The sequence below is a fragment of the Citrobacter sp. RHBSTW-00859 genome, from assembly GCF_013729795.1.
Classification (GTDB): domain Bacteria; phylum Pseudomonadota; class Gammaproteobacteria; order Enterobacterales; family Enterobacteriaceae; genus Citrobacter; species Citrobacter braakii.
Genome location: NZ_CP056284.1, coordinates 1 through 17742, shown reverse-complemented (window position 1 = coordinate 17742; position 17742 = coordinate 1). Strand labels below are relative to the sequence as shown.

General features: G+C 52.4%; 15 protein-coding genes, 1 pseudogene and 1 other annotated feature. Of the genes and pseudogenes, 5 read left to right on the top strand and 11 right to left on the bottom strand.

Annotated features, from left to right (window positions below; genetic code table 11):
• The first annotated feature begins 39 nt into the window (after positions 1-39).
• Positions 40-933, top strand: a complete 894-nt coding sequence (locus HV302_RS00080; protein ID WP_181221019.1) for an AraC family transcriptional regulator — start codon at positions 40-42, stop codon at positions 931-933.
• Here HV302_RS00080 and HV302_RS00075 read toward each other — a convergent pair.
• Both HV302_RS00075 and HV302_RS00070 read right to left on the bottom strand, forming a co-directional pair.
• Complete coding sequence (locus tag HV302_RS00075) at positions 930-2252, bottom strand: 6-phospho-alpha-glucosidase (protein WP_181626758.1); 1323 nt, start codon at positions 2250-2252, stop codon at positions 930-932. The genes HV302_RS00080 and HV302_RS00075 overlap by 4 nt on opposite strands.
• On the bottom strand, positions 2249-3868 hold the full coding sequence (locus tag HV302_RS00070; protein ID WP_181626757.1) for an alpha-glucoside-specific PTS transporter subunit IIBC: 1620 nt from the start codon (positions 3866-3868) through the stop codon (positions 2249-2251). Before HV302_RS00070 ends, HV302_RS00075 begins: the two co-directional genes overlap by 4 nt.
• A 223-nt stretch (positions 3869-4091) precedes the next feature.
• Between HV302_RS00070 and HV302_RS00065 the strand changes: the two genes are divergently transcribed.
• The gene (locus tag HV302_RS00065) at positions 4092-4808 is read left to right on the top strand and encodes a GntR family transcriptional regulator (RefSeq protein ID WP_046276201.1); all 717 of its coding nucleotides are present in this window, start codon (positions 4092-4094) and stop codon (positions 4806-4808) included.
• On the opposite strand, the gene HV302_RS00060 is transcribed toward HV302_RS00065, so the two are convergent.
• Entirely contained in the window at positions 4809-6470 is a 1662-nt protein-coding gene (locus tag HV302_RS00060; protein ID WP_046276202.1) for a putative transporter, read from the bottom strand.
• 41 nt (positions 6471-6511) lie between these two features.
• Here HV302_RS00060 and HV302_RS00055 point away from each other — a divergent pair, with 41 nt between their 5' ends.
• Entirely contained in the window at positions 6512-6763 is a 252-nt protein-coding gene (locus HV302_RS00055) for a hypothetical protein (RefSeq protein ID WP_143367152.1), read from the top strand.
• Here HV302_RS00055 and ibpB read toward each other — a convergent pair.
• Both ibpB and ibpA read right to left on the bottom strand, forming a co-directional pair.
• Positions 6752-7180 (bottom strand): small heat shock chaperone IbpB, encoded by a 429-nt coding sequence (gene ibpB, locus HV302_RS00050; RefSeq protein WP_003827096.1) that lies wholly within the window; start codon positions 7178-7180, stop codon positions 6752-6754. The genes HV302_RS00055 and ibpB overlap by 12 nt on opposite strands.
• A 92-nt stretch (positions 7181-7272) precedes the next feature.
• Entirely contained in the window at positions 7273-7686 is a 414-nt protein-coding gene (ibpA, locus tag HV302_RS00045) for a small heat shock chaperone IbpA (RefSeq protein WP_003023882.1), read from the bottom strand.
• Positions 7680-7752, bottom strand: a sequence feature (ROSE (Repression Of Heat Shock gene Expression) occurs in the 5'-region of heat shock genes and acts as an RNA thermometer to modulate expression.). (Overlaps the previous gene by 7 nt.)
• Before the next feature lie 236 nt (positions 7753-7988).
• Here ibpA and HV302_RS00040 point away from each other — a divergent pair.
• Entirely contained in the window at positions 7989-8324 is a 336-nt protein-coding gene (locus HV302_RS00040; RefSeq protein WP_016155062.1) for a YceK/YidQ family lipoprotein, read from the top strand.
• A 1-nt stretch (position 8325) separates the two neighbouring features.
• Here the strand turns inward: HV302_RS00040 and HV302_RS00035 are convergent, their stop codons facing one another.
• Entirely contained in the window at positions 8326-9552 is a 1227-nt protein-coding gene (locus HV302_RS00035) for a DUF3748 domain-containing protein (RefSeq protein ID WP_131405458.1), read from the bottom strand.
• Between the two features lie 99 nt (positions 9553-9651).
• On the opposite strand from HV302_RS00035, the pseudogene cbrA reads away from it, so the two are divergent.
• Positions 9652-10770, top strand: a pseudogene (gene cbrA / locus HV302_RS00030) (colicin M resistance lipid reductase CbrA).
• 4 nt (positions 10771-10774) lie between these two features.
• Here cbrA and yidA read toward each other — a convergent pair.
• The 5 genes from yidA to dnaA form a co-directional block, all read right to left on the bottom strand.
• Positions 10775-11587: a sugar-phosphatase gene (gene yidA, locus HV302_RS00025; protein ID WP_016155065.1), complete on the bottom strand. Its 813-nt coding sequence runs from the start codon at positions 11585-11587 to the stop codon at positions 10775-10777.
• A gap of 130 nt (positions 11588-11717) precedes the next feature.
• Positions 11718-14132: a DNA topoisomerase (ATP-hydrolyzing) subunit B gene (gene gyrB, locus HV302_RS00020; protein ID WP_016155066.1), complete on the bottom strand. Its 2415-nt coding sequence runs from the start codon at positions 14130-14132 to the stop codon at positions 11718-11720.
• A 28-nt stretch (positions 14133-14160) separates the two neighbouring features.
• Entirely contained in the window at positions 14161-15234 is a 1074-nt protein-coding gene (gene recF / locus HV302_RS00015; RefSeq protein ID WP_016155067.1) for a DNA replication/repair protein RecF, read from the bottom strand.
• Positions 15234-16334 (bottom strand): DNA polymerase III subunit beta, encoded by a 1101-nt coding sequence (dnaN, locus tag HV302_RS00010; RefSeq protein WP_016155068.1) that lies wholly within the window; start codon positions 16332-16334, stop codon positions 15234-15236. Before dnaN ends, recF begins: the two co-directional genes overlap by 1 nt.
• Before the next feature lie 4 nt (positions 16335-16338).
• On the bottom strand, positions 16339-17742 hold the full coding sequence (gene dnaA / locus HV302_RS00005; protein WP_047498800.1) for a chromosomal replication initiator protein DnaA: 1404 nt from the start codon (positions 17740-17742) through the stop codon (positions 16339-16341).

The window sequence follows — 17742 nt, the reverse complement described above, 5'->3', positions numbered from 1 at the left end:
GTTCAGGTTGTGGGCATAATTCTCCGGTGGGAAATTAAAATGAATGGAAAGATGCAAAGTTCGCATGTAAAAAACGAAACTACGTACAATATTCCCCTGTTGATTAATGAAAGTGTGATCTCCAGCGGGATTTCATTGATCTCGCTGTGGCACACCTATGCCGACGAACATTATCGGGTTATTTGGCCACGTGATAAGAAAAAACCGCTGATTGCTAATTCATGGGTTGCGGTCTACACCGTCCAGGGCTGTGGAAAAATCCTTCTTAAAGGCGGTGAACAAATCACGCTTACCGGAAACTGTATAATCTTTTTAAAACCAACCGATATACAGTCTTATCACTGTGAAGGGTTGGTATGGGAACAATACTGGATGGAATTCACACCAACCAGCGTAATGGATATTCCGCTACGACAACAAAGCATTATTTATAATGGTGATATTTATAATCAGGAGCTGACCGAAGTTTCGCGATTAATTACATCCCCAGACTCAATAAAAAATAATCTGGCAGTCGCCTTTCTCACAAAAATAATTTATCAATGGATTTGTCTTATTTACGCCGAAGGTAAAAAAGACCCACAGCGAATACAGATTGAAAAACTGATTGCCACTCTACATGCCAGTCTACAAAAACGGTGGAGCGTGGCGGATATGGCAGCCACTATCCCCTGTAGCGAAGCCTGGCTACGTCGTCTTTTTTTACGCTATACCGGAAAAACACCGAAAGAATACTATCTGGATGCGCGGCTGGAACTGGCGCTGTCGCTGCTAAAGCAGGAGGGAAATACGGTCGGGCAGGTCGCTGATATACTTAACTTCTTTGACTCGTTTCATTTCAGCAAGGCGTTTAAACACAAATTTGGCTATGCGCCGTCGGCGGTATTGAAACATGCGGACCGGCACCCAGAGGATGCCGGTCAACTGGGTTAGCGCAGTTCCGGCCAGTACTCTTTGTTAGCGTCGATCAAATCATCCAGAATCGCTTTAGCTACAGACGCACTCGGCACGGTTTTCGACAGGGTGATAGCCTGCCACAAACGCTGGTAAGAGCGGTGCTCCCAGGCATCGACCACCAGCTTCTCAACCGCCACCTGCTGGCTCATCAACCCTTTCTGGAACTGCGGGATATCCCCCACCGTCAGCGGCTCCGGGCCGTTATGCCCCACCAGGCATGGGATCTCGACCATCGCTTCATCATCAAAGTTATGAATCGCACCATTATTTGGCACAATCAGCAGCATCCGCTCCTGAGTGTTAAAGGCGATGGCCGCCGCCAGATCGACAATGTAGGAAGCATGTTCGTCAATCTCCAGTTCACCGGCCGCAGAATGGCCCGCCTCAATAATGGCCCGGCAGGAACCGAACACCTGTTTTTCGCGGTGATCCATAACCTCGTTGGCACGGGTACGCTGCGGATTGGAGTGCTGGACCACGTAATCCGGGAACAGATAGTATTTCAGGTAGGTATTTGGCATGGTGTCCGGATCCAGCGCCTGCACATCCTTCGCCTTAGCGAAGGTATCGTTCCAGCTCGCCTCCGTATGCGGGTCGTTCGATGGCGGCACATAACCATGCTTCGCCACGTATTCACGCAGCTTCGGCATCAAATCGTTACCCTGGAGATCTTCAATTGATGTCCACCAGCCAAAGTGGTTCAGCCCGTAGTAGCGCACGCGCATCTGTTTACGATCTTTAAGGCCGACGATCTGCGCCATCCGTCCTTCAATACCGATGGGCATATCGCAAATATTGAGGATTTTCGCATTTGGACGCAGTCTCCGCGTGGCTTCAGCCACAATTGCCGCCGGGTTAGAGTAGTTAAGCATCCAGGCGTTTGGTGAATATTTTTCCATATAATCCACCAGTTCCAGCACACCGCCAATAGATCGCATGCCGTAGGCAATCCCGCCCGGCCCACAGGTTTCCTGGCCTAACACCCCGTGACGTAATGGGATTTTCTCGTCTTGTTCACGCATTGGGTATTTACCCACGCGGATATGTGCCATCACGAAATCAACATCGGTAAACGCAGTTTTGGGATCGGTGGTGTAACTAAACTCTATCTCCGGCGCCTGCTCTTTGAGGATGATTTTACACGCCTCGGCAATCACCTCCTGACGCGCGCCATCGTTGTCATAAAATTTCAGCGCACGAAGCGGGAAACGCTCCTGATTTGCCAGCAACATCAGCACGATGCCCGGCGTAAAGGTACTACCACCACCTGCGATAACCACTGAGAATTTTTTCATGATACTGCCTCCGTCATGGGGATCTGTTCGTTTGATAAAGTAGATTTCATTAGCGTTTCGAGCTGGTCGCGTACCTGAGGGACGTGTAAACCAACAATGACCTGAATACCATTGCCGCGACGCACAACACCGTGTGCACCCAGCGCTTTGAAGACGTCATCGCTTTGCGTTTTCGCCATGTCGTGAAGCGCAATCCGCAGGCGAGTGGCGCAGTTATTAATACTTTCGATATTGCCTGCGCCGCCTAACGCTTGCAGAAAACCGGCCGCCTGCCCCAGTTTGGTGTCTGGCGCAGCAGCGGTGGTTTGCCCACGCGCGGCTTTATAGTCAGCTTTGGTGTAGAGTTTGATTTCGCTATCTTCCCGGCCCGGCGTTTTCAGGTTGAAGCGCAGGATCAGCGCGCGGAAGATGGTGAAATAGATCGTGGTAAAGGCCAGGCCAATCGCTATCTGGGTGAACATCATTCCGGCATGGTTGTGGAACATTGGGATCCAGTTTTGCGGTAAGAACTGGTCAAGCAGGCCGCCACCCATATTGCCTACCACGCCGCAGAGATACATTACCGTCGCCATGGAGGCCGCCAGCACGGCGTGTACAGCAAACAGCAAGGGTGAGATAAACAGGAAGGTGAACTCCAGCGGTTCGGTAATCCCAACCAACACAGCCGTTAGCGTAGCGGGGATCAATAATCCCGCCACCTTCACCCGGTTTTCCGGAGAGGCAGTGAAGTAAAGCGCCAGAGCAATACCTAATGAACCAAAGATTTTCGAATTGCCGTGCAGAGCAAAACCCCCTTCCGGGAACAGCGTTTTCAGCGACTCTGTGCTTTGGCTGAATTCCTGCAAGTGCTGCGCCCAGTAGACCTGGATGCCGCCTTCCACCGCCGCAGGGCCGAAGATAAATGGACCATAGACGAAGTGATGCAGCCCGGTCGGAATCAAAATACGCTCAAGGAAGGTATAAACCCATACCCCCAGCGCACCCGCAGAACGCAGAAAAGCTTGCAGAGATTCAATCCCCATCTGCACCTTTGGCCAACCCAGCAGCGTCAGCCAGGCACAGGGAATCATCACCAGGAAGGCAATGATCACCACAAACGATGTTCCCTGAAAAATACCGAGAAATACTGGCAAGGGTTTGTCGAAATAACGGTTATGCAAGGCAGTAACAATACCGGAAATGACAATGGCGCCGATGATGCTGGTATCTAGTGTTTTAATCCCGGCCATCATCGTTAAGCCGCTACCTGCCGTCGGGTCTGCGCTAAAATCCACGCCGAAGAAATCTCCCCAGGTCATGCCCATGGCATTGATGAAGTAATTCCACGTAAGAAAGCTGACCAGTACCGCCAGACAAGCGCGCCCCTGAGCCTGTTTCGCCAGACCGATCGGCAGACCAACGGCGAAAATCAGCGGCATATTGCGAAATACCGTCCAGCCACCTTCTTCGATGATATGAACGATTTGTGCGAACAAACTGTTGGGATCGGTAAGCGCTTCACCCACAAACAGCGGGTTGCGCAGCATAATAGCGATACCGACGACGATACCGGCAAAGGGAAACAGCAGCACCGGGGTGAACATCGCGCCGCCAAAGCGTTGTATTTGACTGAGCATTTTCACATCCTCATATAACAACCAGTAGGGGAGAGGCCTTTTTTGTAGTGATTGCTGGCCTGATACGAGAATAGAAAGTTGCGATCCTTCAGACATGGCATGCCGCTGCGATTCGTGATCGCTTTCATGGTTTTAATTTCGGCAATGAGGTCTACTTTTTACGTAAAAGTTAGACATTAAAAGGTTTATGGTGCGGTAATTAAAAGAAAAAAGAGGTCTGGTAGTGATCTACAAATCAATTGCGGAACGACTACGAATTCGCCTGAATTCGTCTGATTACAACATCGGTAGCCCGTTGCCTGGTGAAAAAAAGCTTGCCCAAGAGTTCGCGGTTTCACGAATGACGATCCGTAAAGCAATTGATATGTTGATTGGCTGGGGATTGGTCGTACGCCGTCATGGGAGTGGAACTTATGTGGCGCGCAAAGATGTCCATCATGAAACCACAAACCTGACCGGACTGGCGGAAGTACTGAAGCGACAAGGGAAAGAGGTCACCAGTGAAGTACTGGTATTTGAAGTGATGCCCGCACCACCAGCAATTGCCAGCCAACTGCGTATCCAGATTAATGAACGCATCTACTTCTCACGTCGCGTTCGCTATGTGGACGGCAAGCCGCTGATGCTTGAAGACAGCTACATGCCGGTAAAATTATTCCGTAATTTATCGCTGGCGCATCTGGAAGGGTCAAAATTCGATTACATCGAGAAAGAGTGCGGAATAACTATCAGCGGCAACTATGAAAGTCTGACTCCCGTTCTTGCCGATAAGCAGCTTTCCGCGCAGATGAACGTACCTGAACAGACGCCATTGCTGCGGATTACCTCACTGTCCTACAGCGATAGCGGGGAGTTTTTGAATTATTCGGTGATGTTCAGAAACGCCAGCGAGTACCAGGTGGACTACCACTTACGGCGCGTCCACCCAGACTCAGCCTGACTAACCCATCCCCCAGAAAATCACCGCCAGCAGTTGCGGCGTGATAATTCGCAGGAACATCACCAGCGGATAAACGGTCGCATACGACAGCGCCGCCGCCCCGCTGGTGGCATGCAGGTTGTTAGCAAATGCCAGTGCAGGCGGATCGGTCATTGAGCCAGCCAGCATGCCGCACAGCGTGAGGTAGTTCATTTTGACGAAAATCCTCGCCAGCAGCCCCACGGTAATCAGCGGAATCGCGGTGATGAAAATACCGTAACCCACCCAGCTCAGGCCATCCCCCTGCGTCAGGGTATGAACAAAATCACCGCCTGACTTCAGACCAACCACTGCGAGAAACAGCACGATACCCAACTCTCGCAGCGCCAGGTTAGCGCTGGGGGGCATAAACCAATACAGCTTACCAATGCTGCCAATACGCCCCAGGATCAACGCCATAATCAGCGGCCCACCGGCCAACCCCAGTTTTAGCGCCACCGGGAACCCAGGAATGAACAGCGGGATTGAACCCAGCAGAACACCCAGCCCGATCCCGATAAATACCGGCAGCATCTGCACCTGCTGCAGTTTTTGTTGGGCGTTACCCACCACATTGGCAACAGTATCAATCGAGGAAGGTCGGCCGACCAGATTGAGGATGTCGCCAAACTGCAGGCTGGCGTCGCTGCTGGCTACCAGCTCAACCCCCGCACGGTTCAGACGGGAGATAACCACGTCGTAACGTTCTTTGAAATGCAGGTCGCGGATTCGTTTCCCCAGCACCTGTTCGTTGGTCACCACCACGCGCTCAACGCGTAAATCGGTACCTCGCGTCGACAGCGATGTGTCCACCTCCTGCCCAATCACTACCTGCGCGTTGTGCAGATCAGCAGGCTGGCCAACCAGGTGTAGCAGGTCACCCATCTGAATAATCGTCCCCGGCGACGGCACCATCAATGTTTCTTCACGTTTCAAACGTGAGCAGATGATTTTGTCGCTGTTCAGGATTGGGACATCCTGAATCGCCATATTGTTAAGGTTCGGGTTTTCCACACGGATATTCATCGTCTGAATCAGCGCGTGCCCGTTGGTCAGCGTGGATTCATGCTGATGGGCTTCGGCATCGACGTTAACGCGAAAAATTAGGCGCATCAGCCACATAGTGAGCAAAATACCGCAGATACCAAAAGGATAAGCCATGGCATAGCTCATCCCCATCTGATCCACCACATCAACAGGAGTGCCCAGATCGCGCAGAATCTGCTGCCCCGCGCCTAACGCCGGAGTATTAGTGACCGCACCGGAAAAAATGCCCAGCACCACGGGAAGGGGAATGGCAAAAATCTTATGCAGGATCGCGGTGACCAGGCCACCCATGATAACAATCAGCACGGCAAACAGATTCAGCCGTAGGCCCGAAACGCGCAGTGACGCAAAAAAGCCCGGCCCCACCTGAATACCGATGGTGTAGACGAAAAGAATCAGGCCAAATTCCTGAATAAAATGCAGCATGTCGCCGCTCAGGGTCATCCCTGCCTGATCGACAAAATGCCCGACAATAATACCGCCGAACAGCACGCCTCCGATGCCAAAACCAACACCACGTATTTTTATGTTGCCGATCCATAATCCGACAACTGCCACCATTGCCAGAACGCTGACCGTCAATGCTATATCACTCATTTTCCTGTTCCCTGTGAATAACATTTTATTTAACGAAGATTATGACTGAACCGTTCAGGCATGAATGCAGAGTGGCGCACATTATCATGCTACAAAGCGCCCAGGAGCGCTTGAGAAGGGCGTTCTTTACTGTTTTTCTTCACGTCGATTTGAAATTGCTGAATGCTTTTTTCTGGCAATGGCAGCGCTTCCGGCATCCTGCCCTCCCAGATAATAGTTTCATGTGGGCTGAGGCACAAAAAAGCCCCGTCATTTCTGGCGGGGCAAAGGCATGGAGCTATTTAACTGTCTAATGCGGGACGTTCGCTGATGGCGATACGTTGTGGAGCGATGGTTTCAGGTTCATTCCGGGTCAAATCGATATGCAGCAAGCCGTTAGTGAAGCTTGCGCCGGAGACTTCCATATTTTCAGCCAGCGTAAAGCTCAGGCTGAACGGCTGAGTGACCAGCCCCTGATGCAACCATTTGGTCTCTTTTTCCGGCTGCTGCGGCGTACCTTTCACGGTCAGGCGTGTGCCTTCCAGTTGAATATCCAGATCTTCCTGGCGGAAACCGGCTAACGCAAGGGTAATGCGGTAGTGGTTATCATCGCTCTTTTCGATGTTATAAGGCGGGAAGCTCTGGCTTTCGCCCGTGTTTTGCAAGGCATTGGCCAGTTTGTCAAAACCGATCCATTGACGCAGCAGTGGGGATAAATCGTAGTTACGCATAATAATCTCCTTCTAAGAAGCGAGTAAGTACCTTTTGGCTCCCTGACGGCAAGCCGATTGCTTAGCAGGGCCGCCTGAAGCGGCCCACAGAATTAGTTGATTTCGATGCGGCGCGGCTTATTCGCCTCGGGAATCACGCGTTCGAGATCGATATACAGCAGACCATTCACCAGGTTCGCGCCGCGAACATGAATGTTCTCCGCTAACTGGAACTTACGTTCGAAGTTGCGCTCGGCAATCCCCTGATACAGGTAAGTACGTTCTTTTTGATCGTCCGCATGGGCACCTTTCACCACCAGCAGATTGTCCTGGGCAGTAATTTCCAGTTCGCTTTCAGCAAAACCAGCAACGGCAATCGCAATTCGGTAATGGTTTTCGTCTACCAGCTCAACGTTATACGGAGGGTAGCCGCCATTGCTCTGGCCCTGATTGTTTTCCAGCAGGTTAAACAGGCGATCAAAACCAATAGCAGAACGGTACAGTGGGGATAAATCAAAGTTACGCATAATCAATAGCTCCTGAAATCAGCGAGAATAATAGACCTTCCATCATGGACAGGTCAGGTAGCCAGGACACCCATCAGGCATGCCCTTCATTTGTCTACACTCTAAAAATGGGTCTTAATACAAACTTTTCAAGCGTATTCATCTGACTTTTTTTGCAGTTTGTTGTCTATTGCATACACTGGTGGGAGCAGTTGTTATCGTTAAATCGCGATAGCCGCCACAGTGTGACGAAATGGTGATGTTATTTTCGCAACGGATCGCTTTAACTCACCATGCAAACACAATAAATACAGATGAAAAAAATGATGATAAAAAAAATGTTGGTAACACTGACAATGTGCAGCGGGATGGCGTTTGTGAGCGGCTGTTCCAGCATTATGTCGCATACCGGAGGCAAAGAAGGGACGTATCCTGGCACGCGCGCCAGCGCCACAATGATTAGCGAAAGTGATACAAACTGGGGAACCAAGTCACTGGCGATTCTGGATATGCCGTTTACCGCAGTACTGGATACAGTATTACTTCCGTGGGATCTCTTTCGCAAAGATAACTCGGTGAGATCCCGTGTAGAAAAAAGCGAGGAGAGAACGCAGGCCGCGAACGCCGTTATCCCTCCGGCTGAAATGCCTGCTCCTTAAGCTAACGCCCAGTCTCTGTTACCCACAACTGGCGGAAACCCTCGACGTCTTCCATCCACGCAACCTGTCGACCATCAGGAGAGAAGATGATCGCATCGCCCGATGGTGGGTTGCCGTGACGGTCCGTTAAAAAATCTACCTCTCCCGTCTGAGCATCACAACAAGCAATTTTGTTATCCAGTACAAACCCCAGCCATTTCCCCGACGGATGCCAGTTGAATGCTGACTGAATATCCGTGGCGCAGCGGGTAAGCTGACGCGGTTCCCCTCCTTGTGGGGAAATCAGCCACAGTTGCACAATGCCGACGTCATCACGCATTAAAAACGCAATCTCAGATGCCTTTGGATTACTGCGCACCCAATGGCGCGGCTGATTTAGCAGACCGGGAAAGGCGCGCGCATGAGTAAACGTCAGGCGGCGTTGATTAATACCGAATGGCGGCGCAGGCATTGTTGCCTCAGTGCCCTCCAGCGGAGCGTCGCCCGGCTGTTTCCAGCCGCTTTCATCCTGTGGTAAATCAACAATAAATAACTCCGGCACTTTCTCGCCCGTGACTGATAACGTATCACCGATAAACGCCAGTCTGTTTTCCCCTACCCAGCCCTCTTCATAGGCGCGGTTAATCTCATCGCTACCCGGTTTAGGCGTGGGTGTCGTCTGGGTTACCAGCACGCACCAATGGCTCCCGCTGTACTCACGGGGATGCTGCGCGGAGACCGTCACCGGACCATAGGGCGCAGCCACACCGACATTGCGTAGATCCAGCGCCGGTGAGCGCTCATGCAACACATGGTCGTTATAGGTGAAACTGACAAACTCGCCGCTCGGGCTAAATACATGCACATGGCTACCACCGCGCAGCGCACCCGGCGTATATGGGGCGGTAATATCCATCGCATCCAGATTCTCCACTTTTGCCTGCGTAGCTATCACCCCACGCCGATGATGGAAGTCGTAATGCCATGTTTCATCAGGATTTTCAGGCCCATGAATAAACACATATTTTTCCAACTTTGGATGAACGGTCACTACGCCAACGTGCGATCCCTGCATGGCCCGATAAATCACCTCCAGCTCGCCAGTATGAATATTGACGCGCTCAATTGTGTCGCCGGTAAAAGAGGCACCGGAAGGGCGCACATCAAAGACCAGCCACTGGCTGTCCGGTGTCCAGGTATTGATATTGGTAAGCTGATGATTACGCGGCGTAAAGGTGATTTGCTTCATGGAATGCCCTGATACAAGACGATTTCAGCAATCATACTTCACAAGCACTTCACTTTCAGGCTTTAGCGTATCGCCATCTTCATTTTTGCGGACAGAAAGATGGAACATTTTGACGTAGCCATTATCGGGTTAGGCCCGGCAGGCGCAGCGCTGGCGCGGCAGTTGAGTGGAAAAATGCGCGTGATCGCGTTGGATAAAAAACACCAGTGCGGCAACGAAGGTTTCACCAAACCCTGCGGCGGTCTGTTGGCCCCGGATGCCCAGCGTTCGTTTATCCGCGACGGGATAACCTTACCCGTTGATGTCATCGCTAACCCACAGATATTTAGCGTTAAAACGGTTGATGTTGCAGCCTCTTTGACGCGTAACTACCAGCGCAGCTACATTAATATCAACCGCCATGCTTTTGATTTATGGCTTAAATCTCTCATTCCTGATGATGTACAGGTGTACCACGACAGCCTGTGTCGGAAAATCTGGCGCGAGGGCGATAAATGGCATGTTATCTTCCGCGCCGACGGTTGGGAGCAGCAGATCACCGCGCGTTATCTGGTGGGAGCCGACGGCGCGAACTCACTGGTACGCCGTCATCTCTATCCCCGGCACCAGATCCGTAAATATGTTGCTATTCAACAATGGTTTGCGGAAAAACATCCCGTCCCGTTCTATTCCTGAATTTTTGATAACGACTCAACCGACTGTTATTCCTGGAGTATCAGCAAAGATGGCTATTTTATCTTTGGCGGCGCCTACCCGATGAAGGACGGCCAGGCGCGCTTTGACGCGCTGAAAGCGAAAATGGAAGCGTTCCAATTTCAGTTCGGCAAACCGGTGAAAAGTGAAAAATGTACGGTGCTGTTTCCTTCACGCTGGAAAGACTTCGTCTGTGGCAAGGACAACGCATTTTTGATTGGCGAAGCGGCCGGTTTTATCAGCGCCAGCTCACTGGAGGGGATTAGCTATGCGCTGGACAGCGCGGAGGCGCTCAAATCTGTATTGTTGCGGGATGCACCAGATATGAATCACGCTTACCGCAAAGCCACCCGCAAGTTACGTCTCAAACTGTTTGGCAAGATCCTGAAAAGTCGGGCCCTGACGTCGGCGTTTTCCCGTAAATGGATAATGCGCAGCAGCGTGGCGCATATTCCTCAAGGTGACCACTCAGTATCACAACTAATTGCTGAAACAGGGCAAATGCGCCAAGGCATTTGCCCATAACATCTTATTTCAGCGCAAACTTCTCAATGGCATACGCGACGCCATCTTCAAGGTTAGATTTCGTCACAAAGTTGGCGATTTCTTTGACTGATCCAATAGCGTTGTCCATGGCAACGCCCACGCCTGCGTATTCAATCATCGCGATGTCGTTTTCCTGATCGCCAATCGCCATCACCTCTTCGGCTTTTATACCCAACGCATCGGCCAGCGATTTCACGCCAGTCCCTTTATTGACGCGTTTATCGAGGATTTCGAGGAAATACGGTGCACTTTTCAGCACGGTGTACTTCTCTTTTACTTCCGCAGGTATGCGCGAGATAGCTTTATCGAGGATCTCCGGCTCGTCAATCATCATCACTTTCAGGAACTGGGTTGCGGGATCCATTTTCTCGGCTTCACAGAACACCAGCGGAATCGTCGCAACAAACGATTCATGCACCGTGTAGTAGCTGATATCACGGTTCGCGGTATACAGGGTGTTGCGATCGAGAGCGTGGAAATGCGAGCCAACGTCCCGGGAGAGCTGCTCCAGATAACGATAATCATCATAGCTCAGCGCGGTTTGCGCGACAGTACTGCCATCCCCTGCTTTCTGCACTAGCGCGCCATTGTAGGTAATGCAGTAGTCACCGGGTTCTTCCATATGCAATTCTTTCAGATAGCTGTGGACGCCGGCATACGGGCGCCCCGTGGTCAGCACCACATTTACGCCACGCGCGCGCGCTGCGGCAATCGCCGTTTTGACCGCGGGTGAAATGGTGTGATCGGGCAGCAGAAGTGTGCCATCCATGTCGATAGCAATAAGTTTGATAGCCATGAGTTCCCCGGATTAAATGAGTCCGTCCTCATGCTAACGCGATTCCGCTCAAAAAACAGCTACGAAAAGGGGGATAGAAAGGGGAATCGAGATTCCCCTTTTGCAGGACGGTTGTAGACCTGGGTGCAAGTTAGATATCGATGTTCGCCGCTTTCAGGGCGTTTTCTTCGATAAACGCGCGACGCGGTTCAACGGCATCGCCCATCAGCGTAGTGAACAGCTGGTCGGCGGCAATCGCATCCTTCACGGTAACGCGCAGCATACGACGGCTTTCCGGATCCATGGTGGTTTCCCACAGCTGATCCGGGTTCATCTCGCCCAGACCTTTATAACGCTGGATAGCGAGGCCGCGACGTGACTCTTTCTGCAGCCATTCCAGCGCCTGCTCAAAGCTGGCAACCGGCTGGCGGCGCTCGCCACGTTCGATAAACGCATCGTCTTCGATCAGCCCGCGCAGCTTCTCACCGAGCGTACAAATACGACGGTATTCGCCACCGGTCACAAACTCGTGATCCAGAATATAGTCGGTATCCACACCGTGAGTACGGACGCGCACAATCGGCTCAAACAGGTTCTGCTCTGCGTTGTGGTGGATATCAAACTTCCACAGGCTGCCGTGCTGTTCTTTTTCGTTCAGCTCGGTAATCAGCGTATTAACCCAGCGGGTAACGGTCTGCTCGTTCGCCAAATCAGCTTCCGGCAGCGTCGGTTGATAAACCAGTTCTTTCAGCAGCGCTTTCGGGTAACGACGTTCCATACGGCCAATCATTTTCTGCGTCGCGTTGTATTCAGAAACCAGTTTTTCTAACGACTCACCTGAAAGAGCAGGTGCGCTGGCATTAGTGTGTAGCGTTGCGCCATCCAGAGCGATAGAAATTTGGTACTGATCCATCGCTTCGTCATCTTTAATGTACTGTTCCTGCTTGCCTTTTTTCACTTTGTACAGCGGTGGCTGTGCAATGTAAACGTGGCCGCGTTCCACGATTTCCGGCATCTGACGATAGAAGAAGGTCAACAGCAGAGTACGAATATGCGAGCCGTCGACGTCCGCATCGGTCATGATGATGATGCTGTGATAACGCAGTTTGTCCGGGTTGTACTCGTCACGACCAATGCCACAGCCGAGCGCGGTGATCAGCGTCGCCACTTCCTGAGAAGAGAGCATTTTATCAAAGCGCGCTTTCTCGACGTTGAGGATTTTACCCTTCAGCGGCAGAATCGCCTGGTTTTTACGGTTACGGCCCTGCTTCGCAGAACCGCCCGCGGAGTCCCCTTCCACAAGGTACAGTTCGGACAGCGCCGGGTCGCGTTCCTGACAGTCCGCCAGCTTGCCCGGCAGACCCGCTAAGTCCAGCGCGCCTTTACGACGGGTCATTTCACGCGCGCGACGTGCCGCTTCACGGGCACGTGCAGCATCAATAATTTTGCCAACGACGATTTTCGCGTCAGACGGGTTTTCCAGCAGGTATTCGCTCAGCAGTTCGTTCATCTGCTGTTCTACCGCCGATTTCACCTCAGAGGAGACCAGCTTGTCTTTGGTCTGTGAGGAGAACTTCGGATCCGGTACTTTCACGGAAACAACGGCAATCAAGCCTTCACGGGCATCATCACCGGTGGCGCTGACTTTGGCTTTTTTGCTGTAGCCTTCTTTGTCCATGTAGGCGTTCAGGGTACGGGTCATCGCCGCACGGAAGCCTGCAAGGTGAGTACCGCCGTCACGCTGCGGAATGTTGTTGGTGAAGCAGTAGATGTTTTCCTGGAAACCATCGTTCCACTGCAGCGCAACTTCAACGCCGATACCGTCTTTTTCGGTGGAGAAGTAGAAGATATTCGGGTGGATCGGCGTTTTGTTTTTGTTGAGGTATTCAACAAACGCCTTGATGCCGCCTTCGTAGTGGAAATGGTCTTCTTTACCATCGCGCTTGTCGCGCAGACGGATAGAGACGCCGGAGTTCAGGAACGACAGCTCGCGCAGACGCTTAGCCAGAATCTCGTATTCAAACTCAACGACGTTGGTAAAGGTTTCGTGGCTTGGCCAGAAACGTACCTGAGTACCCGTCGCTTCTGTTTCGCCGGTTACCGCCAGCGGCGCCTGCGGCACACCGTGCACGTAAGTTTGCTGATGCACTTTGCCTTCACGACGAATCACCAGCTCCAGTTTCTGTGACAGGGCGTTTACTACGGACACACCTACGCCGTGCAGACCACCGGAAACTTTATAGGAGTTATCATCGAATTTACCGCCTGCGTGCAGAACGGTCATGATAACTTCCGCCGCCGAAACGCCCTCTTCCGGGTGAATACCGGTTGGGATACCACGGCCATCATCGGTAACGGACACGGAGTTGTCAGCGTGAATCGTTACAACGATATCTTTACAGTGACCCGCGAGCGCTTCGTCGATAGCGTTATCTACCACCTCGAATACCATGTGGTGCAGACCGGTGCCGTCATCCGTGTCGCCGATATACATACCCGGGCGCTTACGCACCGCATCCAGTCCTTTCAGGACTTTGATACTGGAGGAGTCATAAGAATTCGACATCAACGTTTCTCGCTCATTTAAACTTGGGTTAATCCGTTATTTTACCCTTTTCCACGGTGAACATCTTCGAATTTTTGTCCGACATGTCCAGAACGTGTTCAGCGCTGATTGCGCTGACAAAGACCTGAGATTGCGTCGCTTTTAAGCGGCTGGCTAACAGCCCACGACGGGCATCATCAAGTTCAGAGGCAAAATCATCTATCAGGTAGAGACACCGCCGCCCACTTTCGCGGGTGAGGAACTCCCCTTGCGCCAGACGTAAGGCGCACATCAGCAGCTTTAGCTGCCCACGCGACAACGTGTCTTCCACCGGCGCACCGTCAGCGCGAATGCGAAAATCCGCTTTGTGCGGACCGTGCGCGGTGTAGGTCAACATGCGATCGCGTTCAAAACTGCGTTCCAGCACTTCGGCATAATCGGTCTCTTTCTCCCAGCCGCGCTGGAATGAGAAGGAGAGAGAAAATTCGGGTAGAAACTGCTGACAGGTATCCGCCATATCCTGCGCGATACCGGCGCTGTACTCCGCGCGCCAGGTGCTGATTTGTTCCGCCAGCGGGATCAGTTCTTTATCCCACGGACGCAGTTGCTCATAACGACTCACCTGGCGCAGGGCTGCGTTGCGCTGCTTGAGCAGTCGCTTCAGATTGCTCCAGGCGGTGAAAAATCCGGCTTCATTGTGAAAGCATCCCCAGTCAAGGAATGCTCTTCTGTATTTGGGGCCGCCATTGAGTAAAGTAAACCCCTCTGGCGTGATCAGCTGCATCGGCATCAGGTGCGCCAGTTCCGCGACCTTGTGCCCGTCAGTGCCATCAATGCGCACTTTGCTGTCGCCCAGTTTGTCTTTCGTCAGGCCAATCGATGTCTCACGCTCTTCCCCCTGCAAACGCCCGTGTAAAACAAACGACTCCTGCTCGTGGCGAATTACGCGGCCAATCTGCAAACTGCGAAACGCCCGGCCGTGGCCGAGCGTATAGATGGCTTCCAGCACGCTGGTTTTGCCGCTGCCGTTCGCGCCAACCAGGAAGTTAAAGCCAGGGGATAAAGCGAGATCCGCGCTTTCGATATTGCGAAAGTCGCGGATCAACAGACGGGTGAGCGACATTACAGTCTCATTGGCATAACAACATAAGCCGCGCTCTGGCTGGCAGCATCTTCAATCTGTACGCTCGATACGGAATCGGTCAGCAGAATACGAACGTTCTCGCACTTCAGCGCGTTCAGTACGTCCAGTACGTAGCTAACGTTAAAACCGATTTCCAGTTCGGTACCAGGATAGGAGACATCCAGAATTTCTTCCGCTTCTTCCTGCTCCGGGTTGTTGGCGGTGATTTTCAGCTGGTTTTCACTGACATACAGACGCACGCCGCGGAATTTCTCGTTAGAGAGGATCGCCGCACGAGCAAATGCCTGTTTGAGGATATCGCAACCGGCTTCCAGATGTTTGTCCGGATTCTTCGGCAATACGCGGCGATAATCCGGGAAACGGCCATCAACCAGCTTGGAGGTAAAGATGAAGTCACCCACGTGCGCACGAATGTTGTTGCTGCCAATCTGCACGCGCAGCGGGTTGTCGCCGCCGTCGAGCATACGCATCAGTTCAATCACGCCTTTACGCGGAACGATCACCGAATGGCTGGGTAACTGCTGACCGACTGGCATTGAACAGACCGCCAGGCGGTGACCGTCGGTCGCCACGGTACGCAGCTCTTCCCCTTCGGTTTCAAACAGCATGCCGTTTAAGTAGTAACGCACGTCCTGATGCGCCATCGAAAACTGCGTGGCTTCAATCAGGCGCTTCATCGTGGCCTGCGGCAGAGTGAATTCGACTTCGCTCTGCCAGTCGTCCAGATTCGGGAAGTCGGCGGCAGGCAGCGTAGACAGCGAGAAACGGCTGCGGCCAGACCGCACCAGCATGCGATCGCCTTCCAGTTGAACGGCAATTTCCGCGCCTTCCGGCAACCCACGGCAAATATCGAAGAATTTACGCGCCGGAACGGTGGTCGCACCAGGTTCATGAGGCTGGATCAGCGCCACGCGCGCCACCATCTCCATTTCGAGATCGGTACCGGTCAGAGAAAGCGCACCGTCAGCAACCTGCAGCAGCAGATTTCCGAGAATAGGCAGTGTAGGACGTCCACCCAGCGGGCCGCTGACCTGCTGAAGCGGTTTTAATAAATGTTCACGTTCAACGGTAAATTTCATAGCGTCACGAAGATAATGTTCTGATTAAATTGGAGAAATCTTCTTTAATATCATGGCTTTCTTCACGCAACTGCTCAATCTTGCGACAGGCATGAAGCACGGTAGTATGGTCACGCCCACCAAACGCGTCGCCAATTTCCGGCAGACTGTGGTTAGTGAGCTCTTTTGCCAGCGCCATCGCCATCTGGCGCGGACGAGCTACCGAGCGAGATCGACGCTTAGAAAGCAGATCCGCAATTTTGATTTTGTAATACTCCGCCACCGTCTTCTGAATATTGTCGATGGTGACCAGCTTTTCCTGCAAAGCCAGCAGATCGCGCAACGCTTCGCGCACGAAATCGATGGTAATCGCCCGGCCGGTAAAATTAGCGTTGGCGATCACACGGTTCAGCGCGCCTTCCAACTCACGTACGTTAGAGCGTAGACGCTTGGCAATAAAGAACGCCACTTCACCCGGCAGACGAATGTCGTTTTCGTCGGCTTTTTTCATCAGGATCGCGACGCGCGTTTCCAGCTCAGGCGGCTCGATCGCAACAGTCAGTCCCCAGCCGAAGCGGGATTTCAGACGATCTTCAACGCCGTTGATCTCTTTCGGATAGCGATCCGAAGTCAGGATGATCTGCTGATTGCCTTCCAGCAGGGCGTTAAAGGTGTGGAAAAACTCTTCCTGCGATCGTTCTTTATTCGCGAAGAATTGGATATCGTCAATCAGCAGCGCATCCACGGAACGGTAGTAGCGTTTAAACTCTTCGATCGCGTTGTTTTGCAGGGCCTTAACCATGTCCTGCACAAAACGTTCGGAGTGCATATACACCACTTTCGCGTTTGGCTTACGCGCCATAATACCGTTACCGACAGCGTGCAGCAGGTGGGTTTTACCCAGACCCGTACCGCCATAAAGGAATAACGGATTGTAGGCGCCGCCAGGATTGTCCGCCACCTGACGTGCCGCCGCGCGCGCCAGTTGGTTAGATTTACCTTCAACGAAGTTATCAAACGTGTGTTTGACGTTGACGTTAGAACGATAGGTAGGTTCTGCCGGTGCCGGGACGTTATCCCAGCCTGAGCGCGCCGACGGAGCGGCACGTTGCGGTTGCACTTGCTGAGCCACGTAGGCGGGCGCAACAACGTTGTTTACCGGCGTTTTCAGCGTTTGCGTGACGGGTTTAGTACCGACTTCAAAGCGCAGCTGCGGGGCATCCGCTCCACAGAAGTTATTGAGTAATCCATTAATATTATTAAGGTATTTATCCCTTACCCAATCAAGCACGAAACGGTTTGGCGCATACAAAGCCAGCGTGTTATCGCTCAGTTCCGCCTGCAACGGGCGTATCCACATACTGAACTCTGTGGCTGGTAACTCATCCTGCAATCGGGCAAGACACTGCTGCCAAAGCGAAAGTGACAC